Source organism: Litorihabitans aurantiacus (genome assembly GCF_030161595.1).
In the GTDB taxonomy this organism is placed as follows: domain Bacteria; phylum Actinomycetota; class Actinomycetes; order Actinomycetales; family Beutenbergiaceae; genus Litorihabitans; species Litorihabitans aurantiacus.
The window spans coordinates 78,146-103,379 of record NZ_BSUM01000001.1 but is presented as its reverse complement, the minus strand read 5'-3'; the positions used below and the strand labels follow the sequence as shown (position 1 = coordinate 103,379).

General features: G+C 74.2%; 24 protein-coding genes and 2 pseudogenes. 17 read left to right on the top strand and 9 right to left on the bottom strand.

The window, feature by feature from the left end:
* Positions 1-105 precede the first annotated feature (105 nt).
* Together QQK22_RS00530 and QQK22_RS00525 are read left to right on the top strand one after the other, a co-directional pair.
* Entirely contained in the window at positions 106-825 is a 720-nt protein-coding gene (locus QQK22_RS00530; RefSeq protein WP_284248569.1) for an LppM family (lipo)protein, read from the top strand.
* Positions 822-1,250, top strand: a complete 429-nt coding sequence (locus QQK22_RS00525; protein WP_284248568.1) for an NUDIX hydrolase — start codon at positions 822-824, stop codon at positions 1,248-1,250. Before QQK22_RS00530 ends, QQK22_RS00525 begins: the two co-directional genes overlap by 4 nt.
* Here QQK22_RS00525 and QQK22_RS00520 read toward each other — a convergent pair.
* Positions 1,234-2,196: a Rossmann-fold NAD(P)-binding domain-containing protein gene (locus tag QQK22_RS00520; RefSeq protein WP_284248567.1), complete on the bottom strand. Its 963-nt coding sequence runs from the start codon at positions 2,194-2,196 to the stop codon at positions 1,234-1,236. The two genes, QQK22_RS00525 and QQK22_RS00520, sit on opposite strands and share 17 nt — an antisense overlap.
* Positions 2,197-2,272: 76 nt before the next feature.
* Between QQK22_RS00520 and QQK22_RS00515 the strand changes: the two genes are divergently transcribed.
* The gene (locus QQK22_RS00515; RefSeq protein ID WP_284248566.1) at positions 2,273-2,782 is read left to right on the top strand and encodes a hypothetical protein; all 510 of its coding nucleotides are present in this window, start codon (positions 2,273-2,275) and stop codon (positions 2,780-2,782) included.
* 36 nt (positions 2,783-2,818) lie between these two features.
* Here the strand turns inward: QQK22_RS00515 and QQK22_RS00510 are convergent, their stop codons facing one another.
* Entirely contained in the window at positions 2,819-3,580 is a 762-nt protein-coding gene (locus tag QQK22_RS00510; RefSeq protein ID WP_284248565.1) for a hypothetical protein, read from the bottom strand.
* The gene (locus QQK22_RS00505) at positions 3,577-4,149 is read right to left on the bottom strand and encodes an RNA polymerase sigma factor (protein ID WP_284248564.1); all 573 of its coding nucleotides are present in this window, start codon (positions 4,147-4,149) and stop codon (positions 3,577-3,579) included. The genes QQK22_RS00510 and QQK22_RS00505 overlap by 4 nt, the downstream gene beginning before the upstream one ends.
* A gap of 254 nt (positions 4,150-4,403) precedes the next feature.
* Here QQK22_RS00505 and QQK22_RS00500 point away from each other — a divergent pair, with 254 nt between their 5' ends.
* The 3 genes from QQK22_RS00500 to QQK22_RS00490 are packed head-to-tail and all read left to right on the top strand — an operon-like array spanning position 4,404 to position 6,404.
* Positions 4,404-5,135, top strand: coding sequence for a CHRD domain-containing protein (locus QQK22_RS00500; protein ID WP_284248562.1), 732 nt, complete (start codon positions 4,404-4,406; stop codon positions 5,133-5,135).
* On the top strand, positions 5,132-5,887 hold the full coding sequence (locus tag QQK22_RS00495) for a class F sortase (protein ID WP_284248560.1): 756 nt from the start codon (positions 5,132-5,134) through the stop codon (positions 5,885-5,887). The genes QQK22_RS00500 and QQK22_RS00495 overlap by 4 nt, the downstream gene beginning before the upstream one ends.
* Before the next feature lie 58 nt (positions 5,888-5,945).
* On the top strand, positions 5,946-6,404 hold the full coding sequence (locus QQK22_RS00490) for a glutaminase (RefSeq protein WP_284248558.1): 459 nt from the start codon (positions 5,946-5,948) through the stop codon (positions 6,402-6,404).
* A 93-nt stretch (positions 6,405-6,497) separates the two neighbouring features.
* Here the strand turns inward: QQK22_RS00490 and QQK22_RS00485 are convergent, their stop codons facing one another.
* The 5 genes and pseudogenes from QQK22_RS00485 to QQK22_RS00465 form a co-directional block, all read right to left on the bottom strand.
* Complete coding sequence (locus QQK22_RS00485) at positions 6,498-6,866, bottom strand: MarR family winged helix-turn-helix transcriptional regulator (RefSeq protein ID WP_284248556.1); 369 nt, start codon at positions 6,864-6,866, stop codon at positions 6,498-6,500.
* Positions 6,863-7,273, bottom strand: coding sequence for a hypothetical protein (locus QQK22_RS00480; RefSeq protein WP_284248554.1), 411 nt, complete (start codon positions 7,271-7,273; stop codon positions 6,863-6,865). Before QQK22_RS00480 ends, QQK22_RS00485 begins: the two co-directional genes overlap by 4 nt.
* 53 nt (positions 7,274-7,326) lie before the next feature.
* Positions 7,327-7,809, bottom strand: a complete 483-nt coding sequence (locus tag QQK22_RS00475) for a hypothetical protein (RefSeq protein ID WP_284248552.1) — start codon at positions 7,807-7,809, stop codon at positions 7,327-7,329.
* Between the two features lie 130 nt (positions 7,810-7,939).
* Positions 7,940-9,396 (bottom strand): annotated as a pseudogene (locus tag QQK22_RS00470) (amidase).
* Positions 9,397-9,438: 42 nt separating this feature from the next.
* The gene (locus QQK22_RS00465) at positions 9,439-11,835 is read right to left on the bottom strand and encodes a choice-of-anchor I family protein (protein ID WP_284252451.1); all 2,397 of its coding nucleotides are present in this window, start codon (positions 11,833-11,835) and stop codon (positions 9,439-9,441) included.
* A gap of 159 nt (positions 11,836-11,994) precedes the next feature.
* On the opposite strand from QQK22_RS00465, the gene QQK22_RS00460 reads away from it, so the two are divergent.
* Positions 11,995-12,966, top strand: a complete 972-nt coding sequence (locus tag QQK22_RS00460) for a DNA topoisomerase IB (protein ID WP_284248550.1) — start codon at positions 11,995-11,997, stop codon at positions 12,964-12,966.
* A gap of 34 nt (positions 12,967-13,000) precedes the next feature.
* Here QQK22_RS00460 and QQK22_RS00455 read toward each other — a convergent pair whose 3' ends face one another.
* Entirely contained in the window at positions 13,001-13,960 is a 960-nt protein-coding gene (locus QQK22_RS00455; protein ID WP_284248548.1) for a diacylglycerol/lipid kinase family protein, read from the bottom strand.
* Between the two features lie 118 nt (positions 13,961-14,078).
* Here QQK22_RS00455 and QQK22_RS00450 point away from each other — a divergent pair, with 118 nt between their 5' ends.
* From QQK22_RS00450 to QQK22_RS00405, 10 genes and pseudogenes are all read left to right on the top strand, one after another.
* Positions 14,079-14,819, top strand: coding sequence for an HAD family hydrolase (locus QQK22_RS00450; protein ID WP_284248546.1), 741 nt, complete (start codon positions 14,079-14,081; stop codon positions 14,817-14,819).
* Positions 14,816-17,313: pseudogene (locus QQK22_RS00445) on the top strand (glycoside hydrolase family 65 protein). The gene QQK22_RS00450 and the pseudogene QQK22_RS00445 overlap by 4 nt, the downstream one beginning before the upstream one ends.
* 250 nt (positions 17,314-17,563) lie before the next feature.
* Complete coding sequence (locus QQK22_RS00440) at positions 17,564-19,759, top strand: prolyl oligopeptidase family serine peptidase (RefSeq protein WP_284248544.1); 2,196 nt, start codon at positions 17,564-17,566, stop codon at positions 19,757-19,759.
* A 44-nt stretch (positions 19,760-19,803) separates the two neighbouring features.
* Positions 19,804-20,661: an RNA polymerase sigma factor gene (locus QQK22_RS00435; protein ID WP_284248542.1), complete on the top strand. Its 858-nt coding sequence runs from the start codon at positions 19,804-19,806 to the stop codon at positions 20,659-20,661.
* Positions 20,634-22,211 carry a hypothetical protein gene (locus tag QQK22_RS00430; protein ID WP_284248540.1) on the top strand — a complete coding sequence of 526 codons (1,578 nt, stop codon included), beginning with the start codon at positions 20,634-20,636 and terminating at the stop codon, positions 22,209-22,211. Before QQK22_RS00435 ends, QQK22_RS00430 begins: the two co-directional genes overlap by 28 nt.
* A gap of 127 nt (positions 22,212-22,338) precedes the next feature.
* Positions 22,339-23,751, top strand: a complete 1,413-nt coding sequence (locus QQK22_RS00425; protein WP_284248539.1) for an MFS transporter — start codon at positions 22,339-22,341, stop codon at positions 23,749-23,751.
* A 9-nt stretch (positions 23,752-23,760) separates the two neighbouring features.
* A complete protein-coding gene (locus tag QQK22_RS00420; RefSeq protein ID WP_284248537.1) occupies positions 23,761-24,057 on the top strand; it encodes a type II toxin-antitoxin system VapB family antitoxin in 297 nt (98 codons plus the stop codon).
* A gap of 55 nt (positions 24,058-24,112) precedes the next feature.
* Positions 24,113-24,460 (top strand): hypothetical protein, encoded by a 348-nt coding sequence (locus tag QQK22_RS00415; protein WP_284248536.1) that lies wholly within the window; start codon positions 24,113-24,115, stop codon positions 24,458-24,460.
* Positions 24,448-24,744, top strand: coding sequence for a LytR C-terminal domain-containing protein (locus QQK22_RS00410; RefSeq protein WP_284248534.1), 297 nt, complete (start codon positions 24,448-24,450; stop codon positions 24,742-24,744). Before QQK22_RS00415 ends, QQK22_RS00410 begins: the two co-directional genes overlap by 13 nt.
* Before the next feature lie 12 nt (positions 24,745-24,756).
* The gene (locus tag QQK22_RS00405; protein ID WP_284248532.1) at positions 24,757-25,215 is read left to right on the top strand and encodes a DUF4190 domain-containing protein; all 459 of its coding nucleotides are present in this window, start codon (positions 24,757-24,759) and stop codon (positions 25,213-25,215) included.
* Positions 25,216-25,234: the final 19 nt, after the last annotated feature.

The following is a 25,234-nucleotide window of genomic DNA, read 5'->3' as shown; positions in this document are numbered from 1 at the left end:
TCGAAGTTGAGTCTATTCCGCTCAACCCTGCTCGACCCCGACGGCAGGCGTCCCAGCCCGCGTGTGGACGTGCCCGGCGTCCCACCGTTGTGTCACGATTCGGTCATGCACAGGCCTCGGATCCGTGGGATCACCGCCGCCCTGGCCGCCGTCGTCGCCCTCGTCGCGCTGACCGGATGCGTCCGCACGGACGCCGATCTGACCGTCTCGCGCGCCAACACCGTGACCGGCGACATCCTGATCCTCGGTCAGCTCGCCGACGAGAGCGAGGCCGCCCAGCAGGCCGTGGTCGGGCAGGTCACGGCCATCGAGACGCGGGCGCTCCCCGGCCTGCGCGACCGCACCGGCGTCACCGCCGCAGCGGTCAGCCCCGAGCCCGGCTGGTACGGCACGTCGCTCGAGCTCGACGCCGTCCCGATCACCGACCTCGCGCTCGGCGGCACCCCGCTCATCACGCGCGACGGCGACGACTTCGTCGTCTCCGGCGTGATCGACGTGAGCACGCAGTCCGACGTCCCGGCCCCCGCCGCCGAGGGCGAGCCGCGACCCGGCGCTCCCGAGTCCACCGTGCGCGTCTCCCTGACGTTCCCCGGCGTGATCGAGGAGGTGCGCGGGAGCGCCGAGCTCGCCGAGGTCGACGGCACGACCGTCACCTGGACCACCACCTACGACACCCCGCTGACGTTGGACGCGACCGCCTCGGCGACCTCCTCGGCGTTCCCCGACTGGATCTGGACCGGCCTGGCGTGGGGCGCCGGGATCCTCGTGGCGCTCGCCGTCGCCGGCCTGATCACGGTCGGGATCCGCAGCCGTCACGACGGGTGAGCACCCCGGCGCGCACGATCGTCGTGGCCGCCGGCGTGCTGCACGACGGCGCCGGCCGCGTCCTGCTCGTGCGTAAGCGCGGCACCACCGCCTACATGCAGCCGGGAGGCAAGCCGGACGACGGCGAGCGCCCGGACCGCGCGCTCGTGCGGGAGGTCGCGGAGGAGCTGGGGCTGACGGTCGACGTCGACCGGTTGGCGCCGCTCGGCTCGTTCACGGCCGACGCCGCGAACGAGCCCGGGCACGGTGTGCTCGCCCACGCGTGGGCGGTCCGCCTGACGCCGCAGGAGGTCGACGCCGTCGCCCCGGCCGCCGAGATCGACGACGCCGTGTGGGTCACGCCCGCGCAGGCCCACGAGCTGCCGCTCGCGCCGCTGACGGCGCTGCACCTGCTCGCGCTGGTGCCCCTCACCCCAGGGCGCTGAGGACCTCCGCCTCCTGCGCCGGAGTCAGCCCGGAGCGTCGGTCGCGATCGATCCCGCGGGCGACCTCGTCCGCGAGGGTGCGCCGCACGGTCTCGCCCAGCGGCCGCAGCCTCCCGCCGGAGGCGCGGAACCTCGCGCCGGACCGCCGGGCGAAGCCGGCGTCCGCGAGCGGCAGCCACAGCGGGAGCGAGCGCGGACCGGCCCAGTACCGCACGTCGTGCGCGAGCAGCGCCTCGTCGTCCGCCTCGACCAGCGCCCCGCGGTGCCCGGTCGCCTCACTCACCACGCGCAGGAGGTCGGCCATCGGGTCGGCGTGCCCGACGGCGTCGACCACCCCCGCCAGGCCTGTGCGCCCGGCGTCGGCGAGCCAGGCGGCGAGGTCGGAGACGTCGATCACCTGGACGTGACGCCCCGACATCCGCGGGACGAGGACGTCGCCGCCGCGGGCCAGGCGCGCCGACCAGTACCCGAACCGGTCGCTCGGATCGCCGGGGCCGACGATCAGGCCGGGACGCGCGACGAGGAGGCGCCCGTCGAGGTGGCGCGCGGTGACGCGCTCGGCGGCGACCTTGGCGTCGGGGTAGGCCGCCAGGTCGGCGGGTTCGACGACGTCCGCCGACTCGTCGGCGCCGACCGTGCCGTGACCCCGGTAGACCGAGACCGAGGAGACGAGGGTCCAGTGCGCGGCCCGCTCGGCGAGCGCCTCGACCGCCGGACCCACGAGATCGGGCTCGTAGGCCAGCTCGACGACCTCGTCCCAGTCGCCGCGCACGTCGTCGTAGGCGCCCGGTGATCGCCGGTCGGCCGCCACGAGCCGGGCACCGTCCGGCACCTCGCCCGACTCACCCCGGGCCAGGCAGACCACGTCGTCACCCCCGGCCACCAGCTGGCGGACGATCGCCCGACCGAGCCATGCCGTTCCACCCAGCACCAGGACCCGTCGCATCCGTCGAGTGAACCAGAGTCCGGCGCGGTGCGTCCCACGTCTCGCGCGCCCGGCCGGAGCCCCCTAGCGTGGGCGGATGAGCGAGGTGATCGCGCGGCAGCAGCCACAGCCCCGGTGGCTGTACGTGATGCTGTTCCTCTACACCGCGATCCTCGCGCGATGGGTCGGTGCCTTCTTCGACCTCCCCTGGTACTGGGCGGCGGCGGTCGCCGCCGTGGTCATGGCCTCCGGCACGTGGCTCGTCCACGCCCGCACCACCACGGCCCTCGTCGTCACCCCCGACGCGATGGTCCTGCGACGTCGCCTCCGCCCGCGCACGATCGACCGCACCGCGATCCTCGCCGTCCGCACCGACGTCCCCGGTCGCCCCACCTGGTCCAGCCAGGTACTCATCGACACGACCGACGGCACGATCGAGCTGCCCCGGTTCGACGAGCCGACCATGGCCGAGATCGTCCAGCGGCTGCAGGACTGGTCCGGCACGGCCGACCCCGAGGAGGCGCCTGAGCCGCCCCGCACCCCGTCCGGGGGCGCGGACGAGCGCGACGGCAGTGGCGGCTTCAGCGGACCGATCTACCTGGGCTGATCCCCTCGGCCGACACAGCCGGCCGGACGCCGCGACTCACCCGCGGTCGTCGACCGCCTCGGGCAGCGCCGCCGCGGTCACCACGCCGCCGTCGGCCTGGCGGATCTCGAGCCGGTCCACCTCGGCCCGCATCACGGCGGCGTTCATCCGGCAGTCGATCGCGACGGCGGATCCGAGGAACGAGCCGGAGTCGTACTCGCGCCCGTCGTCCCCGATGAGGACGACGTCGTAGCCCTCCCCCGGCGGCAGCCCCTCGACCTCGAGCACCGTCTCGGTGCCCCACGTGTGCGCCACGAGCACGGCGTCGATGCTGGCGCCGTCGACGGCGGCGGGACCGCCGTCGAGATCGACGTCCTCGACCGCGCCGAGCGTCCCGGGCGGGCCCTGCGGCGGTGAGGCCTCCGGGGCGGGGGCGCGGAAACCGGCGCCCAGCAGGCCGCCGACGGCGAGCGCGGCACCCGCCGCGACGCAGGCCGCGAGCGCCCACGGGCCGGTGCGGCGCCGCGCCCGCCCGGCCACCGGTCGTGCCGCGACCGCCGTCGCCCCCTCGGCAGGTACCGCACCGACACCCACCACCCGCTCACGAAGGTCGCCCGACGGCGCCTGCTCGCGCCAGGCGGGCACGTCGCGCCCGAGCGCGTCCGCGACACCCCCGAGCGCCTCGAGCTCGGCACCGACCGCGGGGTCGGCCGCCGCGAGTGCCGCCAGGGCCTCCCGCTCGGACTCGTCCAGGTCGCCGGCGAGGGCACCGGCGATCAGCGCGGCGGTCCGCGCGTCGATCTCCCGGTCCTGGCTCATCGCTCATCCTCCCGCTCCTGCTGCTCGTACCGCTCCTGCTCCTCGAGGTGCTTCCGCAGCGCCCGGAGCCCGTAGAACGCCCGGGTCCGCAGTGTCGCCACGGGCACGCCGAGCTCCTGCGACAGGTCGCCGTAGCTCGTGCCCACCACGTGGATGGCGACGACGACGCGGCGGTGCTCCGGCGTCAGCGTCGCCAGTGCCTGGAGCATCGCGAGCTGCTCGACCGGGTCGTGCGGCCCGGGGGCGACGACCTCCGGTACCGCCTCGTCCGCCACCGGGACGGGCACACGCGCGCCACGGCGGTAGCTGTCGGTGATGACGTTGCGCGCGATCGCGAACAACCAGGTCCGCAGGCTGCCCCGGCCGGCGTCGAAGGAGTCCCGGGCGCGCCACGCGCGCAGGAACGTCTCCTGCACGCACTCCTCGGCGGTGCCGCGGTCGCGCACCGCGTTCAGCGTGAACCCGAACAGCTCGGCCCCGTGCCGGTCGTACGCGTCGGCGACGTCGAAGTGGCCGGGTGCCACGCCGTCGGGCAGGGCGGCCTCACGTGGGTCGCTCAGGGGGATCACGCTCCTGGTCGCTGGCACCGGCACCGGTCGCGTCATCGTAAGCATGCTCCACCTCCCCGCTCACCGACGCCGCCCCTCGGCGTCCACCAGGGTCTACGGAGCGCGGCCGCGACCCGTTCATCGCCCGGCCCGGATCGCCGTCGGAAATTTTTCTCGCACTTTTTTCTGAACGGGATGAACACGGCGGGCGTGACCTGCGTAACACCTGGTGTTCCAGGCGCACCGTCGCCCTCCCCGCCACGAGAGGTACGAGCATGACGACGCAGACCCCCACCCCCCGCCGCGCACCCCGCCGCGCCGCGCTCATCGGCATCGCGAGCGCCGGCGCCGTCGGCCTCATGATGGCCGCCGCGCCCGCGAACGCCGACACCGAGGTCGCCGAGCCCGACAGCTTCACCAGCGCCTACACCGTGTGGGCCACGCCCGACGCGGTCATCAACAACGACGGCGTCGCCACTCCGGGCGAGCCCGGCGCGATGGGCGAGTTCACGTTCCGGATCAACTCCGACCTCGAGATCATCTGCTACGACATCACCCTCGAGGGCGTCACGGGCGACTACCAGAGCCCCGCGAAGACGGCCACGCACATCCACGAGGCCGCCGTCGGCCAGGCCGGACCGCCGCGCATCGCGTTCCCCAACCCCGAGCCGGTCGGCGACGGCCCGCGCACGAGCTCCGGCTGCCTGCAGGGACCCTTCACCACAGGCATCACGAACGATGCGGGCGCCGACACCGGCGAGGGCTTCACGCTCGCGCAGATCGAGGCCAACCCCGCCGGCTTCGTCGGCGACTCCCACACCGTCGACTACGCCGCCGGCGTGGTGCGCGGTCAGCTCTCCCAGGTGCCGCTCGGCGGCCTGGAGACCGGCGGCGGCGGCACCGCCGACTCCGGTACGTCGATGGCCCCGCTCGCGGGGGTCGGGGCCATCGCGGCGGTGGGTGCAGCGGGGCTCATCGCCTTCCGCACCCGGCGCAGCCGGGCATGAGAGCGACCCGCCGCGCCGCCCGGGGTGCGGAGGCGCGGCGGGTTCGCGTCCCGCTCCCCGTGCGCGGGGTGCGGACGACGGCGGGCGCCGCGCTCGCCGCCGTCCTCCTGCTCGCGGGGTGCTCCGGGGGCGACGACGCTCCCGCGGACGCCGCGACGCTGTCGGACGCCTCGGCGGCACCGACCGATCCGGCGCACACGAAGGCGCCGGTGTCGAGCGTGCCCGAGCCCGAGGCCCCGCCGTCGGAGGAGGCGCCCGCTCCTGCCCCGGAGCCGGAGCCGGAGCCCGTCGCGAGCCTCGGCGTCGGTGTCGACCCGGTCGCGCTGCGGATCGCGGACATCGAGGTCGACGAGCAGATGATGGAGCTCGGGATCGCCGACGACGGCAAGATGGAGGTGCCCGACGACTGGGACCGCGTCGGCTGGTTCACGGGCGGCGGCAGGCCCGGCGGCCGCGGACCGACGGTGATCGCGGGCCACGTCGACTCCCCCACGGGACCGGCGGTGTTCTTCCGCCTGACCGAGCTGGAGGTCGGCGACCGCGTCGAGGTGGACGACGCCGACGGCACGACCCACGCCTACGAGGTCTACCGGGTGGAGAACTTCCTGAAGGACGACTACCCCACCCGGGAGGTCTTCGGTGCCCTCGCGACCGACGAGCTCCGCCTCGTCACCTGCACCGGCGAGTTCGACACCCGCTCGCAGCGGCACGACCAGAACCGGGTGGTGTTCGCTCGCGCGATCACCGGCTGACGGTGGCCGGCGCGCGGCCTGACGGTCGTCGGCCTGGCCCGCGTGACACGATGCGGGGGTGAGTGACCTCGTGACGGACGCCGTCGCCCGCCTCCGGGCGGGCGGCGTCCCGTCGGAGGTGCTCGGGCTGCGGCGCGTGCCGCGCCGGGTGGCCGGCGTCGGGCGGGCGCCCCGGATCATCGCCGTCGGCGAGGCCTGGCGCATCGGTGCGCTGCTGCTCCTGCCCGACGGCGAGCTCGCCCTCCCGGGCGAGGTCGTGCGGACCGAGGCCGAGACCACACGCGGTTACACGGCCGACTCGGCGCGCCACCGCGCGGATCTGCGCATCGAGGCGCGCCGCGGGGGCATCCCGCCCGGGTGCGTGGTGCACCTGGGCTGGCGCCCCGCCGTCGTCGGCGAGCACCCGCTGGTGCGGCGTGACGGCGAGGTGCTCTTCACGTGGAGCCCGGGCGCGGCGCCGGTGCCGCTGGCCCCGTACGTCGCCGAACGCGTCGACCTGGCCCTCCTCCGCCTCTGACCTCCGCGAGGGGTTTCCGGGACGCCGCGAGGTACTTCTGGGGCACTCGCGAGGTACTTGTGGGGCACCCGCGAGAGACTTTCCGGGCGCCCCTCAGAGCCCGTAGCGCCGCAGCGTGGCGAGCAGGGCGCGGAACTCGCGCACGCCGTCGTCCGTCGCCCTGACCTGGGTGCGGGCGTACCGCCCGTTGCGGTCCTTGCGGACGTCCACGAGGGCGCGGTCGTCGAGGAACCCGACGGCGCGCGAGATGTCGGGCACGCTCAGGCCCGTGAAGTCGGCGATCGAGGCGTAGTCGGACTCCTCGACCTGGGCGAGGAAGCCCAGCACCTTGAACCGCGGGAGCACGAGGAGCTCTCGCTCGCGGTCCACCGCACCCCGAGTCGCCGGGACCTCACCCGTCGCTCCGCCGCCGACCGCGCCGTCGACCGGCGACGCCCCACCCCCGGGAGCCGCGGCGCTCACCGCGCCCACCGCAGGGCGGCGACCGTCCCCAGCGCCACCGCCACGAGCACGAGCGGCGCCAGGACGAGGGCGGCCCCCTCGAGCGCTTCACCCCGCCACAGCCCCCAGGCGAGAACGACGACGACGGCGGCGGCTCCGACCGAGGCGAGAGGCACCCACGTCGCGACACGGGGCTGGTTGCGGCGCCCCCGACGCTGGGCCACGAGCGTGACCATGGCCAGCGCGCCGAAGCATGCGATGACGAATCCCCAGACGCTCCCCGCGCCCGCTCCTAGCCCCCCGACGTACAGCGTCAGCGGCACCCCGGCGACGAGCACGAGATCGTTGCCCGACCAGCGCCACGCGGGCGCGGCAGGGACGTCAGCGGTGATGGCGACCTTCTCTTCCGGCACGTGTGCGTTGTCCATGCGACCACGGTAGGTCGCTACTTGCAGATGTGCAAGTGGTTGCTTGGAGCGGACTAGTTGCCGAGGGCGCGTCGGACGGACGGCGCGGCCGAGAGGACCCCGAGGTACGCGTGCGTCAGCACGAGGTCGGCGAACTCCTCGTCCACGAACTGCAGCTCGAGGTCCTTCGCGCTGTGCACGAGCGCGAGCTCGGCGTCGAGATCGCGCCCGAGCTCGGCCAGGTCGGCGCGCTGCTGGGTCTCACCGCCGTCCTCCTCGGCGATCTCGACGGCGTCGGCGACCTCGGCGAGGAAGTCGAGGAGCGCCTCGTGCACGTCCTCGTCGGTCGCGCGCGTCTCGACGAGGTGCGCCACGTAGGCGGCCACCGGTCCCGTCGCCGGCCACGGCGTCCCCTCGTGGATGACCGAGGTCGCGAGGTGGTCGACGGCGGCCTCACGCGCCGCGGCGTCGTCACCCGTGAGAGCGCGCAGATGGGCGGGTGTGTCGGTCGCGAATCCGTGGGCGTGCAGCAGCCGGTCGGTGGCGGGGATCTCCATGCCGCCATCCTCCCCCGCGGGGTGCCCCAGAAGTCTCTCGCGAACGCCCCGAAGTCTCTCGCGATCGCCCAGAAGTCCCTCGCGGAGCCCCACAGACCCCTCGCGGGCTCCCACAAGTACCTCGCGGAGGTCAGAGGGGCGAGGGCGACGGCGGGGCCGGCCACGGGTCGGCCAGCTCCAGCAGGCGCGCCACGCCCAGCAGCGCGCCGTCGCGGCCCGCGCGGCCGGTGAGCATCGCGCCGAACGGCAGCCGGGCGCCGTCGACCTCCGCCCGGTGCACCGGCAGCGACACCGACGGCAGGCCCGCGATGTTCGCGATCGACGTCCACGGCGTGAACCGCTTCTGGTCCTCGAAGTCGCGCGCGGGGTCGGCGTCGTCCCGGATCGATCCCACCGGCGCGGGCGGCCCCGCCAGCGACGGCGTCACCACCACGTCGAAGCCGCCCCACGCCGTCGCCACCCGGCGCGCGACCCGCTGCGCATCCGCCACGGCCCGTGCGTACGCGGCCCCGTCCACCGAGCGCCCCACCTCGCGCAGCCAGCGCGTCAGCGGCTCGAGCAGCTCCTCGGCCTCGTCCGGCACGGGCAGCGTCAGCGCGCCGACCGACCACAGCGGCATGAACGCGAGCCAGTCCTCCGGCGCGAACGGCACCGGCGCGTCCTCGACGACGGCGCCCGCCGCCTCGAGCGTCCCCGCCGCCCGCTCGGCGGCGCGCACCGCCTCGGGGTGCACGACCGCGTCGCCCGCCACCACCGGCGTCGTCAGCACTCCCACGCGCAGGCCGCGCGCGACGTCGCCCGCCTCGCCTGCACGGGCCGCCGCGAGAAGATCCCCCGGTTCGGCCCGCGGCGAGTCCCCCGGCCACCCGTGGGCCAGCACCCCGAGCGCGAGCGCCGTGTCGAGCACCGTGCGCGAGACCACGCCCTGCGTCGCGAGCCCGTTGCCCTCCACGCCCCACGGCCCGGGGCTGACGAGACCGCGCGACGGCTTGAACCCGACGATCCCGCAGCTCGCGGCCGGGATCCGGATGGACCCCCGCCGTCGGACGCGTGCGCCACCGACACGATCCCGGCCGCGACGGCCGCCGCCGCTCCACCGCTGGACCCGCCGGCGCCCCGCCGCAGGTCCCACGGCGTCCGCGCCGCCACGATCTCCCCGCCCGGGCCCGTGCGCGGCTCCGTGTAGGGCGGGAAGCCGAACTCCGGCGTCGCCGTCTTACCGATCATGCTCGTGCCGGCCTCGCGCAGCCGGGTCACCGTGCCGTCGTCGACCTCGGGGACGAGCGGCTGCGCCGCGAGCACGCGCGAACCCGCGCGCAGCGGGACGCCCGCGACCTGGTTGAGGTCCTTGACCGGGAGCGGGACACCCGCGAGCGGAAGGTTCGCGGCATCGACACCACCGCCGCCACCCGCGACCGCCTCGTCCACCGCCCGCGCCTGCCCGAGTGCCAGCTCCGGCGTCACCTCCGCGAACGCCCCGACCACCGGCCCGACCCGCTCCGCTCGCTCGAGCGCCGCCGTCGTCACCTCGACCGCGCTCACCTCACGGCGACGGACGGCGGCGGCGATCTCGAGCGCGGTCTCCATGCTCCGACCCTAGGCGTCAGCCCTTGCCGTCAGCCCAACCCGTCAGCTCGAGCCGTCAGCCTGCCCGGGCGCCCCGAGCCGCTCGTCGAACCGGAACAGGAACGCGGCCATGGCGTCGCGCGCCACGGGGTTGAGCGGCTGGTAGACGTCCCGCCCGTCGTTGCCGATCCAGCCGGTCGCGATCCCGGTGGCCTGCAGCCACGCGATCTCGTCGGCGAACGCGTCCCCGGGGGCGACGTCGGTGAACGGCGAGCCCGCGGGCACCTCGTCCGACGGCGATCCGGCCGCCCGGAACAGGAAGGCCGCCATAGCGTCGCGGGCGATCGGCTCGAGCGGCCGGAACGTCGCGGTGCCGTCGGCCTCGGTCCACCCCGTCGCGTAGCCCTGCTGCTGCATCCAGACGATCTCCCGGTAGAACTGGTTCGTCGGCGTCACGTCCGCGAACGGCGAGGTCTCCGGCAGCACGACGGCGGGCGAGCCGGCCCAGCGGTACAGGAACGCGGCCATCGCGTCGCGCGCGATCGGGGCGAGCGGCCGGAACTCGCGCGTGCCGTCGGCGCCGACCCAGCCGGTCGAGATGCGCTGCTGCGCCAGCCAGGCGATCTCCGTGGCGAACTGGCTGCCCTCGACGTCGGAGAATCGGATCGGCGCGTCGATCGCGAACAGGGTGGTGGTGCCGGAGACCTCGTTGCCCACCAGGAGCGCCGGGCCTCCCGTGGGCGAGCCCTCGGCCGGGATGAAGGCGAGGCCCTCGGGTCCGAGGTCGCCCGCGGCGGTCAGCACCTGGGCGGGGTCGCCCCGGTCGGCGATCGCGTTCTCCGCCGAGACCGAGAAGTCGCGATTGTTGATGTACGTCACGAAGGTCGCGTCGGCGGGCACGGTGACGTCGAAGACGGCGATGCCGCCCACGCGCTCCAGCCCGACGAAGGCATAGGTGCGGCCGTCCACGACGCCGAGCGCCACACCCTCCGGCTCCGGACCCTTCGCGTCGCTGCGCGACTCCAGGTCGCTCGAGGCGTGATTGCTGTTGAAGAACTCCGGGATCGCCTCGGCGACGATCTCCTCGAGCTGCTGCCCGGAGTCGAAGACGCGCTCGCCGTCGGCGCCGTAGATCGAGAAGGAGCGCGTGCCGAAGGAGTGCAGCTGCTCGTAGCAGGTCCCCTCCGCGTTCAGGCCGGAGGCGATGGTGACCTCGAGGCGACCCAGGTCGGCGTCACCCAGCTGCGAGGCGGCGGGGCTGTCGGCACAGACCGGCGCCACACCGTTCCGGCCGAGCGCCTTGGCCCGCACAGCCTCGACGTAGTCGCCCCACTCGCGAGCGTCACCCTCGTTCGCGGTCACGATGAAGGTCTCGCCGTCGACCTCGTAGGACTCGATGGCGTCGGGCATCGGCAGGCCGTGCACGGGGACGGTGCGGATGTCGACGCGGCCGTCGCGGTCGCTCGGGTCGATGCCCGAGCCCGCGACGGAGTGGTCGACGGTCCCGAGCGGGAGCAGGTCGGTGATCTCGGCGGAGTCGAGGTCGATCACGGCCAGAGCGTTCGCCTCCTGGAGCGAGGCCCAGGCGGTGCGGCCGTCGCCGGCCACGGTGATGTACTCCGGCTCGAGGTTGCGCGAGACCGGCCGGTCCGCGCCGTGCGGCTGCTCGCCGAAGACGCGCACGCCGTCGGGGAGCTCGCGGCTCCCGTCGGCCTCCCACGCGTGGAAGGTCGCGGTGCGCACGTCGGCCGCGGTCGGGGCCGCCACGCCCGCGGGCAGCGCCACGACGCCGATCGAGCCCTCGGGATCGACCGAGTAGTCCTCCGCGGGCTCGCCCTCGTTGGCCACGACGGCGGTGCGCCCGTCCGGCGTCAGCGTCACCATGTCGGGCAGCGCGCCGACCGGGACGGATCCGAGGGCGGTACCTCCGTCGCCGTCGACGGCCGCCGTCGCCGCGTCGAAGAACACGAGCCAGCCGGGCTCGGTCTTCACGGGGTTCTCCACGGCGACCACGACGAGTCCGTCCGCCCGCACCGCGAGGGAGTTGGCGACGGCGCCGTCGGGCACCCCGGGCGCGGACGTCGCGTCGAGGCTGGCCACGCGCGTCAGGTCGCCCGGCGTGGCCGTCGACAGGACGTCGACGACGCCGGCGCGCGCGTTCACGACGAACGCCTGCTGCGTGGGGGCGTGGAAGGCGACGATCTCGGCGGCGCTCTCCTCGAACGCGCCGTCGAGGTGCGTGGCGACCGGGGTGAGGCCGAGCGCGGCCCCGGGTGCCGAGAGCACGATCGGCTCGACGGCGGCCGCGGGCGCCGACTCGGGTGCACCGACGGCTGCGGGCGCGGTGAGGAACGCACCGGCGAGGCCGGCGCAGGCGAGGGCGGCCGCGCCGGCGCGGCGGACCCGCGGGGTGGCGAGCGGGGCGGGTGCGGGGGCGGGCGAACGACGCTGCGGAGTCATCACGGCGCGAGGCTAGGCGCGCCGTGTGACGCCCCGGCGTCCGGCGGGCGACGCCGCGGCGAACACACGGGGCCGACACCACGGGCCACCCGGGGCCGACCCCACCGTCCCTCGCACGCGGTTGCACCGCCACCGCCCACCCCGTCCTACGCTCGACAGATGGTCAGGTTGCGGCGCAGCGTCACGAACGGCCGCGGTCTCACGCGCGTGCGCTCCGGGCGCGGCTGGAGCTTCCGCGACGCGAGCGGCGCCGTCGTGGGCGACACCGAGACGCGCGAGCGCATCCGCACGCTCGCGATCCCGCCCGCGTGGCGCGACGTGTGGATCTGCCCCTACCCGAACGGCCACGTCCAGGCCACGGGGATCGACGACGCCGGCCGCCGCCAGTACCTCTACCACTCCGCCTGGCGCGAGCGCCGCGACCGCGTGAAGTACGAGCGCGCGCTCGAGCTGGCCGCCACGCTGCCGGCCGCCCGGCGCAGCGTCACGCTCGACCTGCGGCGCGACGGCCTCGGGCGCGAGCGCGTGCTCGCCGGCGCGTTCCGCATCCTCGACAGCGCCAACCTGCGGGTGGGCTCCGAGCGGTACGTGAAGAAGCACGGCTCCTTCGGCCTGACGACGCTGCTGGGCGCGCACGCGAGCGTCACCGGCGGTGACACGGTGCTGCTGGAGTTCCCCGCGAAGAGCGGGCAGGAGTGGTCGAGCGAGACCCGCGACCCCGACCTCGCGGCCCTCGTCTCGCGCCTCAAGCGCCGCGGCCCGCGCGCGCGGCTGATCGCGTGGCACGACGACGGCGGGGACTGGCACCCGCTCGCCGCGGAGGAGATCAACGCGGACGTGCGGGACCGCACCGGCGGCGACTTCACCGCCAAGGACTTCCGCACGCTGCACGGGACGGCGGCGGCCGCCGTCGAGCTCGCGCGCCAGGGTGTGCAGCCGACGCAGGTGGCGCGCCGCCGCGCCGTCGCCCGCGCGATGGAGGCCGCGGCCGCCGAGCTCGGCAACACGCCGAGCATCGCGCGCGCGAGCTACGTCGACCCGCGGCTGGTCGACCTGTACGCCGACGGCGTCACGATGGATCCGCGGCGCGCGGACTCGGTCGAGAGCGAGCTGCGGGCGCTGCTGGCGTGAGCGGCGCGCCCGAGAGCGCCCCGCCGGGGCCGGCTCACTCGGGCACGCGCACCAGCAGGGACCCGGGGTCGACCCGCACCCGGAACCCGACCGCCCGACCGAAGGGGTCGCCGTCGAGCTCGACGTCGGCCGGCTCGGTCAGGCGCAGGTCGAGGTCGGTGCCGGTGGAGTAGACGAGCGCGTCGACCTTCGCCCGCGGCGCGCGATCGCCCCGGGGCAGCCGCCGCACGATGCCGTTCTCCCAGATGATCTTCGTCAGCGCCTGCACCCAGCCCAGCGCCGTCTCGGGGCGCAGCACCACGATGTCGAGCACGCCGTCGTCCACCGCCGCGTCGGGGAGCAGCAGGATGTTGGCGGGCAGGGTGCCGCAGTTGCCGACGATGATCGTGTGGGCCTTGACTCGGCGCGGCTCGTTGTCGTCGAGCCGGAAGGAGAACCGCAGCACGTTGGGGTCCTTGACCACGCGCACGATGGCCTGGACGTAGGCGAGCCAGCCGGCGCGCTTCTTGAGGTCGTCGTCGGTCTCCGAGAGCATGCGGGCGTCCAGACCCATGCCGGCCATGACGACGAACGTGTGCTCGCTCGACCCGCCGTCGGCCGCGCGCAGCTCCATCACGGCTGCGTCGATCGCGCGGTCGGTGCCGGTGAGCGCGATGCGCAGGGCGCGCGTGACGTCGGCGAGCCCGAGCCCGAGGTTGCGCGCGAGCAGGTTGCCGGTGCCGGAGGGCAGGAGACCCAGCGACGTTCCGGACCCGCGCAGCGCCTCGGCCACGGCGCGCACGGTGCCGTCACCCCCGGCGGCGATCACGACGTCGACCCCCGCCTCCAGCGCCTCGCGCGCCGGGCCCTGGCCGGGGTCCTCCACCGAGGTCTCGAGCAGGAGGGTCTCGCCGTACCCGAGCTCCGCCTCGAGCGTCTCGAGCGCGCGGCGGACGCGCGGGAGGTCGATCTTCACGGGGTTGTAGACGAGGGCGGCCCGGGGCTGCTGGGTCACGACGCTCCCTTCGCTAGCGCGTCACGTCCACTCTGGCACAGGGGGCACGCCCGTGGTCGGGCGGGCCGCCGCGCCGATAGGCTCGATACGCCCCGATCCGACGCCCTCGAAGGAAACCGTGAGCCGTTTCGATCCGCTTGACGCCGTCCTGTTCGACCTCGACGGCGTGCTGACGCCGACCGCCGAGGTCCACCAGCTCGCCTGGGCCCGCCTCTTCGAGGCCTACCTCGCCCAGCGGGGCGCCGCCCCGTACACCGACCAGGACTACTTCGACCACATCGACGGGAAGCCGCGCTACGACGGCGTCCGATCGCTCCTCGCCTCGCGCGGCATCGTCCTGCCCGAGGGTGACCCGACCGACGCGCCCGAGACCGAGTCCGTGTGCGGTCTCGGCAACCGCAAGAACGCCGTCTTCACCTCGGTCCTCGACGACGACGGCGTGGCCCCCTACCCCGGCTCCGTCGCCTTCCTGGACGCGCTCGCGGCGCGCACGGGGGACGATGCCGTCGCCGTCGCCGTCGTGTCCTCCTCCCGCAACGCCCGCGCGGTGCTGACCGCCGCGGGGCTGATCGACCGGTTCGCGGTGGTCGTCGACGGACAGGTGGCGGCCGAGCGCGGCATCGCCGGGAAGCCCGCGCCCGACACCTATCTCGACGCCGCGGCGCAGCTCGGGGTGAGCGCGGACCGCGCGGTCGTCGTGGAGGACGCGACCTCCGGCGTCGCCGCAGGCCGTGCCGGCGACTTCGGCCTCGTGCTCGGCGTCGACCGCGGCGCGGGGCGGGACGACCTCATCGCGAATGGTGCCGACGCCGTCGTGGACGACCTCGGCGACCTCGTCCAGAGCGGCTCCCTCGCGTGAGGGGTCCGGTCACGGGCGACCCGCTCGACCGCTCGCGGTTCCCGGTCGATCCCTGGGCGCTGCGCGAGCGGCGCTACGAGGCCGCCGACCTCGGCACCACGGAGACGCTGTTCTCGGTGGGCAACGGCTACCTCGGACTGCGCGGGAACGTCGAGGAGGGCCGCGACTCCTACGCGCACGGCACCTTCATCAACGGCTTCCACGAGACCTGGCCGATCCGGCACGCCGAGGAGGCGTTCGGGTTCGCGAAGGTCGGCCAGACCATCGTCAACGCGCCGGACGCGAAGATCATGCGCCTGTACGTCGACGACGAGCCGCTGCTGCTGAGCGTCGCCGACCTCGAGGAGTACGAGCGCTCGCTCGACTTCCGCAGCGGGGTGCTGACGCGCGAGCTGGTCTGGCGCACGCCGTCGGGCAAGCGCGTGCACCTGCGCAGCCGCCGCATGGTGAGCCTCGCCGAGCGCCACCTCGCGGTCATGGACTACGAGATCACGCTGCTCGACGCCGACGCCCCGATCGCCGTCTCCTGCCAGCTCCTCAACCGCCAGGACGGGCAGGACGAGTACCACGTCAAGGACGCCGCCATGGGGTCCGGGTTCGACCCGCGCCGGGCCGCGAACCTCTCGGGTCGCGTGCTGCAGCCCTCGGTGGCGTGGGAGGGCGACGGCCGCACCGTCCTCGGGTACCGCGTCGCGACGTCGGGCATGACGCTCGCCGTCGCCGCCGACCACTCGATCGAGACCACGGACGCCCACGAGGAGCTCACCTCGGTCGAGGACGACCTCGCCAAGCACGTCTTCCGCATCTCCGGGACGCGGGGCACGACGACGCGCATCACCAAGGTCGTCAGCTACCACACCTCGCGCGGCGTTCCCGCGGTCGAGCTCGTGGACCGCTGCCGCCGCACGCTGGACCGCGTGCGCGACACCGGCATCGAGCCGGTCCTGCAGGAGCAGCGCGCGTGGCTCGACGACTTCTGGGCGCGCAGCGACGTCGAGATCGGCGGCGAGGCCAACGCGGCGCTGCAGCAGGCCGTGCGCTGGAACCTGTTCCAGCTCATCCAGGCGTCGGCGCGCGCGGAGGGTGCGGGCATCCCGGCGAAGGGTGTGACGGGCTCGGGCTACGACGGGCACTACTTCTGGGACACCGAGATCTACGTGCTGCCGTTCCTCACGTACACCTCACCGTCCTTCGCCCGCAACGCGCTGCGGTTCCGCCACACGATGCTCGACCACGCGCGCGCCCGCGCGAAGGAGCTGAACCAGCACGGGGCGCTCTACCCGTGGCGCACCATCAACGGCGAGGAGGCCTCGGCCTACTACGCGGCCGGCACGGCGCAGTACCACATCGACGCCGACATCTCCCACGCCCTGACGCAGTACGTCACGGCCACGGGCGACACCGCGTTCCTCGGGCGCGAGGCGATCGACATCCTGGTCGAGACGGCGCGGCTCTGGGCCGACCTCGGGTTCTGGCGCGAGACGGCCGGTGCCGGCGAGGTGTTCCACATCCACGGGGTGACGGGGCCGGACGAGTACACCGCCGTCGTGAACGACAACCTGTTCACGAACGTGATGGCGCGCGCGAACCTGCGCTCCGCCGTCCGGCACCTGCGGGCGCTGCAGGAGCGCGACGGCGAGGCGTACGCCCGCGTACTGACACGCCTCGAGCTGGACGAGGCGGAGATCGACGAGCTGTCGCGCGTGGCCGAGGGCATGCACGTGCCGTTCGACGACAACCTCGGGATCCACCCGCAGGACGACGACTTCCTGTCCAAGGAGATCTGGGACCTCGCGAACACCCCGCCGGACAAGCGGCCGCTGCTGCTGAACTACCACCCGCTGGTGATCTACCGCCACCAGGTGCTGAAGCAGGCCGACGTCGTGCTGGCGCTGTTCCTGCAGGGCGACGAGTTCACGCTGGAGGAGAAGCTCGCGAACTTCGAGTACTACGACCCGCTGACGACCGGCGACTCGACGCTCTCGGCCGTGGTGCAGTCGATCATCGCGGCCGAGGTCGGCTACGGCGAGCTCGCGGAGGGGTACTTCACCTCCGCCGTCTACGTGGACCTCGCAGACCTGCACCGCAACGCCGACGCCGGGGTCCACGTGGCCTCGCTCGGCGGGGTGTGGAACGCGCTGGTCAGCGGTTTCGGCGGGATGCGCGACTACCGCGGGTCGTGGACGTTCGACCCCCGCCTCCCGGCGGACTGGGAGTCGCTGACGTACCGGCTCACGCTCGGGGGAGCCGTGTGAAGGTCACCGTGCTGCCCGAGGAGATGCTCTTCGAGCTGGAGACGGGCGACGCGCCGGAGCTGACGCTCGTGGTGCAGGGCGCGGAGGTCGCCGTCGGGCGCGGAGGTGTGACGCGAGTGCCGGTGACGCGCATCGAGCAGCGCACCGGACGCCCCAGCGTGCGCGACATCGAGGGCTCGCTCCGCGAGGACGGCTCGCTGCTCACCGCGACGGTCCCCTCGCACCCGAACGGCGACTGACCGGGCCGGGGCCGACCCGGCCGCGCCGGCCCCGGCGGCCAGGCCGCCTGCCCCGCAGCACCGGCCGTTCTCACCACCACCGCGCCTCGCCGAGAACGCTCTGTGCTGCTCGTGATGCTGCGAGGAGCAGCAGAGAGCGTTCTCGGCGTCGGGCGCCATGCCCGAGGGCGGCGCGAGCGCGTGGCTCCTGGGCCGGGTGGCGCCAGCGGCTGTTCCGAGGCCGCTCGGGTCGGGTCGTAGGGTCGGGGGCATGACGAGTGACGCCACCGGCACCGCCGCGCAGCCGACCGAGCACGCCACCACCGAGCACCCCACCCCCACCCCCGACGAGTTCCTCTGGCTCGAGGACGTCGAGGGCGAGGAGGCGCTGGCGTGGGTCCGCGAGCGCAACGCGCACGCCGAGGGGGCGCTGACGGGCACCCGCCGGTTCACGCAGACGAAGGCGGCGATCCTCGAGGTCCTCGACTCCACCGACAAGATCCCGGGCGTCGGACGCGCGGGCGACCACCTCTACAACGTGTGGGTCGACGCCGAGCACGAGCGCGGCCTCTGGCGCCGCACCACGCTCGAGAGCTACCGCACCGAGACCCCGGAGTGGGAGCTGCTGCTCGACGTCGACGCGCTCAACGAGGCCGAGGGCGAGGACTGGGTCTGGCACGGCGCGCGCGTGCTGCGCACCGGTCCGCTCGCGTTCACCCGCGCGCTCGTCGACCTCTCGCACGGCGGCAGCGACGCCGACGTCACGCGCGAGTTCGACCTCACCAGCAAGCAGTTCATCGCGCCGCAGGACGGCGGGTTCTTCCGCGCCGAGTCCAAGGGCAGCCTCGGCTGGATCGACGCCGACACCGTGTTCGCCCAGTCCGCGGCCGACGGCGAGCCGACCTCCTCCGGGTATCCGCGCCGCGCGCGCCGCCTGCGCCGCGGGCAGAGCCTGGAGCAGGCCGAGCTGGTCTACGAGGGCGAGGTCACGGACCTCTACATCTCTGCGCACCACGACCGCACGCCCGGTTTCGAGCGCGACTGGGTCTCGCGGGCCACGACCTTCTACACCGACGAGCTGCACCTCGTGCGGCCCGACGGCGAGCTCGAGCTCGTCGACGTCCCCGCCTCGGCCGAGGCGGGGGTCCACCGCGAGTGGCTGATGGTCGAGCTCCGCGACGACTGGGAGGTCGGCGGCGCGGTGCACGCCGCGGGTTCCCTGCTCGCGATCGACTTCGAGGCCTTCCGCGCGGGGGCGCGCGAGTTCACGACGCTGGTGGCCCCCACGCCGTCGACGTCGCTGGCTGGACTGTCCTGGACGCGCCACCACCTGGTCCTCAACGTGCTCGACGACGTGAAGAACCGCCTCGAGGTGCTCACGCCCCCGGCGGACGCGACCGTCCCGGGTGCCGCGTGGCGCCGTCGCCCCTTCACCGCCGCCCCCGCGATCGGCACGGTGGGCGTGGCCGCCGTCGACGGCGACGACGAGGGCGAGCTGGGCGACGCCCTGTGGATGACGGCGACCGGCTACCTCACGCCGACCACCCTGTCGCTCGTGCAGCTCGACGCCGAGGGTGCCGAGGTCTCGGCCGAGGCGCTCAAGGCGGCGCCGGCGTTCTTCGACAGCGAGGGCCTCGTGGCCGAGCAGCACTTCGCGACGTCGCAGGACGGCACGCGAGTGCCGTACTTCCTGGTCCGCCGCGCGGACCTCGCCCTCGACGGGACCGCGCCGACCCTCCTGTACGCCTACGGCGGCTTCGAGATCTCGCTGACGCCGGGCTACTCGGGCGGCCTCGGCCGGGCGTGGCTCGCCCGGGGCGGGGTCTACGTCGTCGCGAACATCCGCGGCGGCGGCGAGTACGGACCGGCCTGGCACCAGGCGGCGCTGAAGGGTGAGCGCCACCGCGCGTACGAGGACCTCGCCGCCGTCGCGCGCGACCTCGTGGCCCGCGGCATCACCTCCCACGAGCGCCTCGGCGTGCAGGGCGGGTCGAACGGCGGTCTGCTGACGGGCAACATGCTGACGCAGTACCCGGAGCTGTTCGGCGCCGTCGTGGTCCAGGTCCCCCTCCTGGACATGGAGCGCTACCACCTGCTGCTCGCGGGGGCGTCCTGGGTCGCGGAGTACGGCGATCCGGAGGTCCCGGAGGAGCTCGCGGCGCTGCGGACGTTCTCGCCGTACCACCTGTTCGACGCCGGACGCACCTACCCGCCGGTGCTGTTCACGACCTCGACGAAGGACGACCGCGTCCACCCCGGCCACGCGCGCAAGCTCGCCGCGCGGATGATCGCCGCGGGCAAGGACGTGACCTCCTACGAGAACATCGAGGGCGGTCACGGTGGCGCGGCGACGAACGCGCAGGCCGCCCACATGCAGGCGCTGGCCTACACGTTCCTGTGGACGCGGTTGAGCGGCGGGTCCACCGCGACCGCCCAGGCCCCTGACGGGGGGCCGACCGCGTCGTAGACTGCGCGCAACCGCACAGGTCCCGCCCAGGAAGTCCGCAGCCCATGTCCACGCCGCCCGCGCCGTCGAGCCCGCCCTCCGGCGCGCCCGCACCCGCGGTCGACCTGGACCGGTACCGCACGCTGCGCCGTCGTGGCACCGCGATCGCGCGGTCGTTCCGGCTGGCGGAGGCGGACGTCGAGGACGTGGTGCAGGACGCGCTGGTGCGCATGCTGCGGGTGCCGACCGACGGCGATGGTGCGCCGCGGCGGTACGAGTCCTACTTCGACTCGACCGTGCGCCACCTGTGCATCGACCTGCTGCGCAAGCGTGGGCGCGAGACCGAGCTGCCCGAGCCGGACGAGATGCCCGGGCAGTCGCGCTCGGAGCGGCACGAGCAGCGCATCCTCGTGCGCCAGGTGCTGGCCGCGATGCCCGCGTCCGCCCGGAGCATCCTGGTCAAGAGCCACATCGAGGGCCGGTCGCTGTCGGAGATCTCGGGCGAGCTCGGGATCAGCTCGAACGCGTGCTCGGCGATGCTCTACCGCGCGCGGCGCGCGTTCCGCGACCGCTACGTCCGCTCGCACGTGCTCCCGACGGACGACGAGCGCTGCGCCGCGGTGCGCGCCCTCATGGTCGACACGGCGCTCTCGACGTCGTCGGAGCACGAGGTGGTGGTGCGCAACCACCGCCGCTCGTGCGAGGACTGCGAGTCGCAGTACGCGTTCCTGCTCACCGCACGGAGCGCGGCGGCCTCGGCGCTCGCGCCCGGCGCCCTCGCGGCACTGACCGCCGGCGGCTTCCTCGCGTTCCTCGGGATCGGGGGCGTGGTGGCGACGGCGCGGCGAAGGGTGGGCTCGTCGCGGGTTCGGCCGCGGTGGCGACCGTCGCGGTCGTGGCCATCACCGCCGCGTTCACCCTGAGCGACCCGGGCGACGGCGACGCGCAGGCGGGTGCGGCGTCGGCGGGCCAGAGCACGGTGGACGACGACGGCGGCGCACCTGTGCCGCCGGCCGCGCCGACACCGGCGCCGACCGACCTCCCCACGGCGGATCCCGCCGATCCGGGCGGCCCCGCGGGGCGGGCCGGACCGGCCGTCGTCGACCCGGGTGGGCGTGCGGCGGCGCGGGCGCCGCTCCCGGTGCCGAGCGCGCCGCTGACGCCGTCGGACCTGCCGACGGCGACGCCCCCGACGGTCGAGCCGCCGGTCGAGCCGGAGCCCGAGCCTGCACCGCCTGCACCGCCTGCACCGACGCAGGAGCCGTCGGCTCCGTCGAGGGAGGACGACCAGGGTGCCGAGGAGGCACCCACCACTCCTCCGGCGGACCCCGGCGGGGACGACACGGACGACGGCGAAACCGCCCCCGTCGAGCCGCCGCCCTTCGCGGACTCGGAGATCGAGCTGCCCGAGACGTTCGTCGCCGGACAGCCGCAGTCCGTCAGGGTGGTGCCGACGGGTACCGACATCGAGGACCTCGACATCGCCCTCACCGGTCCGGCGGAAAACGGTGCCGCTGCCGCGAGCAACCGCGCAACGGCGAGGACAGCGGCCGCCGACGGCCCGACGGCGCCCGCGTCGACCCTGCCGCTGCCCGACGACGCGGTCGATCCTCGCCTCGAGTGCCTCCTCGGGGCGACGCTCCGCGACTGCAAGGTCGCACTGATCCCGGTCGGCACCGCCGGCACCATCAGATTGACCGACCTCGCGCCAGGTGTGTACGAGATGAGCCTGACGGCGGCGAATCGGCTGCCGACGACGCGCACGATCACCGTCATCCCGGCGCCCATCCCCTCGTTCGGCGCCGACGAGATCGTCGTGCCCGCGGAGGGCCGTGCCGGGGACGCCCTGGAGCTCTCGGTGACTGCCCAGGACAGCCAGCTCGACGACCTCGTCGTGACGATCGCGGGGCCGGGACAGGAGGTGACCACCGAGATCCGCCCGGCCGAGGACGGCCGGTGCGAGTTCCCGAGCCTGCCCGGGGCGTGCGGTGCGGCAGCGGTCCCGCTCGGCGAGGGCGTCACCCTCACCCTGCCCGCGAACCTCGTCACGACCGCCGGCACCTACACGGTCACCTCCACCGCAGCGAACCGCCTCCCCGAGACGCGGACGATCGAGGTGGTTCCTGGGTTCCGCGACGTCGCGCTCATCGACGGCGTCCTGACCTTCGGGTTGTCCGGAACCGACGCGACGACCGTGACGTTCCGCGCCGAGTGCATCAGCGGGGCCAGCAGCGATGTCGAGGTCAACCCGGCGGGTTACTGCGACGCACTGGGCGAGTCGCTTCTCGTCACGAACGGCGGTGTCCGTGACCTCGTGGCGGGCTCGGACGGCAGGTTCCGGATCGCCACCGACAGGGCACCGGTGCCGGCCGACCGGAACACCATCCACCGCTTCCGCCTCGAGATCACGAGCGATTTCTGGTCGGGTTCGGCGAAGCGCGACACCGGCATCACCTACACGCCCAGCGGCTGATCGCAGAGGCCCCCGCGGCCCGCCGCACCACCCCCAGCGCGCCCTCACCCGGAGGACTCTCCTGACCACGAGCACCACCCCCTCCACGCCACCCCGCCGCACCACCCCGCTGCGCTACGGCGTCGGCATGTTCGGCACCTCGATCCCGATCAACCTGATCAAGGGCTCGATGCTGTACTTCTACGTCGACCTCCTCGGGATGGACGCCGCGATCTACGCGGCGGTCTACGCCGTCTACGGGATCCTCGACGCGATCGACAACCCGGTCTTCGGCTACCTCTCCGACCGCACCCGCTCGCGCTGGGGCCGCCGCAAGCCGTACCTCGTCGTCGGCTCGCTGGTGCTGCTGGGCGGAACGATCGCCCTGTTCTCCGTGCCCGGTCCGGTCGCCGCGTCCGCCACCGCGCTCGTCATCTGGTTCGCGACCTTCGCGATCCTGAGCGAGATGGCCGACTCGGTGATCAACGCCAACTACGGCGCCCTGCTGCCCGAGCTCTTCCCGGCCGAGCGTGTCCGCGCGAACGCGAACGGGATCCGCCAGGGCGCGCAGCTCGTGGCGATGATCCTCGCGCTCGGCCTCACGCCGATCCTGGCGCAGAACGTGCTGGGCTGCCCCGTCGACTCCGCCACCTGCGACGACCCCACGATCGGCTACTCCCGCCTGGCGGTCATCTTCGCGATCCTCGGCGTCGGCGTCATCCTCTACATGGCGTTCGGGGTGCGCGAGAACCCGCGCATCTCCGGCGAGGAGCGGCCCGCGTTCCTCACCTCGATCAAGCAGATCGTGACGAACCGCTACTTCTGGACGATCGGCGTCGTGAACGCCTGCTACGGCTCGGCGATCGCGATCGTCCTCAACGGCCTCCAGCTGTACGTGCGCTACACCCTCGGGGGCGACGGCGTGGACGCCACGATCCTCCAGGTCGCCGTCGTCGTGGGCGCGATCGGGATGCTGGCCCTGTGGGCCAGGGCCGTGCGCCGGTTCGGCGCCGAGCGGGTGTGGAAGACGGCGCTGCCGATCGCCGCCGTCGCCTTCCTGCCCATCTACCTGGCCGACTCGCTGCTGACGGCCGTGCTCGCGGGCCTGTGCATCGCCGTCGGCTACTCCGGCGTGCTGGCGACGAACGACCTCATCATGGCGCGCGTGCTCGACGACGACGCGCGCCGCCACGGCGTGCACCGCGAGGGCATCTTCCTGTCGGCCTTCGGGGTGCTCGGGCGGCTCAACGGGCTCATCGTCGCGGGCGCCCTCGCCTCCCTCACGGTGGTCTTCGGCTACCGCAGCGGCGCCGACCCGGGCGAGGACCCGGCCACCACCTTCCGCGTCTACCTGTCGATCTACCCCGCGGCCCTGCTGATGATCGGCACGCTGGTCTCGCGCTTCGTGCGCGTGCCCGGGTGGGACCCGACCCGCGACGCCGACGGGGAGGACGGGTCCGACGCCGTCGCCGACGACGCCGCCGGACGTGAGCACCACCTTCGCGAAACCTCCACGTCCCCGCAGGCCCACGGCCCGTCCTCGCCCGACGAGGCTCGGTAGGCTGCCGGGGTGATCTTCAAGGCCGTCGGCGAGAGCAAGCCGTATCCCGACCACGGCCTCGTCAGCACCCGCGACTGGTCCCACCTGCCGCCCCGGCAGCTGCGCCTGGACCAGCTCACGACCGTGCGGACCCAGCTCGACCTGCGCGTCCTGCTCGCGGAGGACTCGACCTTCTACGGCGACCTGTTCGCGCACGTGGTCGGCTGGCGCGGCGAGCTCTACCTCGAGGACGGCCTGCAGCGAGCCCTGCGGTCGGCGCTGCAGCAGCGCACCAGCATCCACGCACGCGTCCTGGAGCTCGGCTGATGACCGCGACGGACGGCGGCGCGGCCCGCACCACCACCTCGACTACGGTGACGTCGTGACCACCACGCCCACCCAGGACCAGGCTCCGGCGCGCACCGGCCGGGCGCTACGGCGACGGCACCTGCTCCAGCGCCAGACCATCGTCTTCGGCACCCTGTCCGTACTCCTGGTCGGCGCCGGACTGGCCGGGCTCGGCGTCCACCTCGGGATCCTGCCCTCGCCCGTGACCTCGGAGTTCACGGACCTCGAGGCGCAGGAGGAGGCGGCCCAGTTCACCCCCTGCCCGGCCGAGGGCGCCCTCCCGGTCACCTACGACCAGATCACCGCCAACGTGTACAACGGCACGGCGCGCGCGGCCTGGCCGGCGCCGTCACACAGTCCATCTCGGGCGTGGGCGTGCTGATCGGCACGACGGCGAACTACGCGGGCGGCACCTACCCCGGGTCGACACTCATCGTCACCGGGAACGGCGGGGTCTCGCAGGCGTACACGCTCGCCGCACTCTTCCCGAACACCGAGATCCTGTTCGACCCCGCCCGCACCGACGCGGTGATCGACCTCGTGCTGGGCGACGGCTACGAGGCCATGAACGACCCGGCGACCTCCACTCTCGATCCCGCCACTCCCCTCGTGGGTCTGGAAGGATGCCGACTCCCGACCGAGAACGACGCCCCCGACGCCGCCTGAGCGAGGTTCCCCGTGAGCAACCCCTACCGCCCGGACCAGGACGGCTCGTACCAGGACGGCTCCTACCGGGGCGGCTCGTCGCACGACGCCCCGCCGTCCGTCCAGGACGCACCCGCGTACGGCTCGCCGTCGGGGCCGCCGCACGCCCCCTCGGCCTCGCCGTACCAGGCGTCGCCCTTCCAGGCCTCGCCCTACGGCCCCTCGCCGTACGCGACCCAGCCCTACCCGGTGCAGAACCAGCTCGCGCTCATCGCGTTCATCTGCTCGTTGGCGGGCCTCGTGACGGGGCTCTCGGCCGTCGCCGGGATCGTGTGCGGGCACATCGCCCTGGGGCAGCTCCGGAGCAACCCGCAGCAGACCGGCCGCGGCTTCGCCGTCGCGGCGCTGTGGATCGGGTACGTCCTCGTGGCGGTCATCGTCGCGTACTTCGTCTTCCTCCTCACGTTCCTCGCGGCGTTCTGGCAGTACTGACGACCGCTGCGTGAATCGT

Bases quoted from the DNA above. Each gene is read 5' to 3' on its own strand.
- QQK22_RS00425 (WP_284248539.1), top strand. From the start codon at position 22,339: ATGTTCGGCACCTCGATCCCGATCAACCTGATCAAGGGCTCGATGCTG.
- QQK22_RS00530 (WP_284248569.1), top strand. From the start codon at position 106: ATGCACAGGCCTCGGATCCGTGGGATCACCGCCGCCCTGGCCGCCGTC.
- QQK22_RS00480 (WP_284248554.1), bottom strand. From the start codon at position 7,273: ATGGACAACGCACACGTGCCGGAAGAGAAGGTCGCCATCACCGCTGAC.
- QQK22_RS00495 (WP_284248560.1), top strand. From the start codon at position 5,132: ATGAGAGCGACCCGCCGCGCCGCCCGGGGTGCGGAGGCGCGGCGGGTT.
- QQK22_RS00515 (WP_284248566.1), top strand. From the start codon at position 2,273: ATGAGCGAGGTGATCGCGCGGCAGCAGCCACAGCCCCGGTGGCTGTAC.
- QQK22_RS00440 (WP_284248544.1), top strand. From the start codon at position 17,564: ATGACGAGTGACGCCACCGGCACCGCCGCGCAGCCGACCGAGCACGCC.
- QQK22_RS00435 (WP_284248542.1), top strand. From the start codon at position 19,804: ATGTCCACGCCGCCCGCGCCGTCGAGCCCGCCCTCCGGCGCGCCCGCA.
- QQK22_RS00460 (WP_284248550.1), top strand. From the start codon at position 11,995: ATGGTCAGGTTGCGGCGCAGCGTCACGAACGGCCGCGGTCTCACGCGC.
- QQK22_RS00465 (WP_284252451.1), bottom strand. From the start codon at position 11,835: ATGACTCCGCAGCGTCGTTCGCCCGCCCCCGCACCCGCCCCGCTCGCC.
- QQK22_RS00510 (WP_284248565.1), bottom strand. From the start codon at position 3,580: ATGAGCCAGGACCGGGAGATCGACGCGCGGACCGCCGCGCTGATCGCC.
- QQK22_RS00500 (WP_284248562.1), top strand. From the start codon at position 4,404: ATGACGACGCAGACCCCCACCCCCCGCCGCGCACCCCGCCGCGCCGCG.
- QQK22_RS00475 (WP_284248552.1), bottom strand. From the start codon at position 7,809: ATGGAGATCCCCGCCACCGACCGGCTGCTGCACGCCCACGGATTCGCG.
- QQK22_RS00520 (WP_284248567.1), bottom strand. From the start codon at position 2,196: ATGCGACGGGTCCTGGTGCTGGGTGGAACGGCATGGCTCGGTCGGGCG.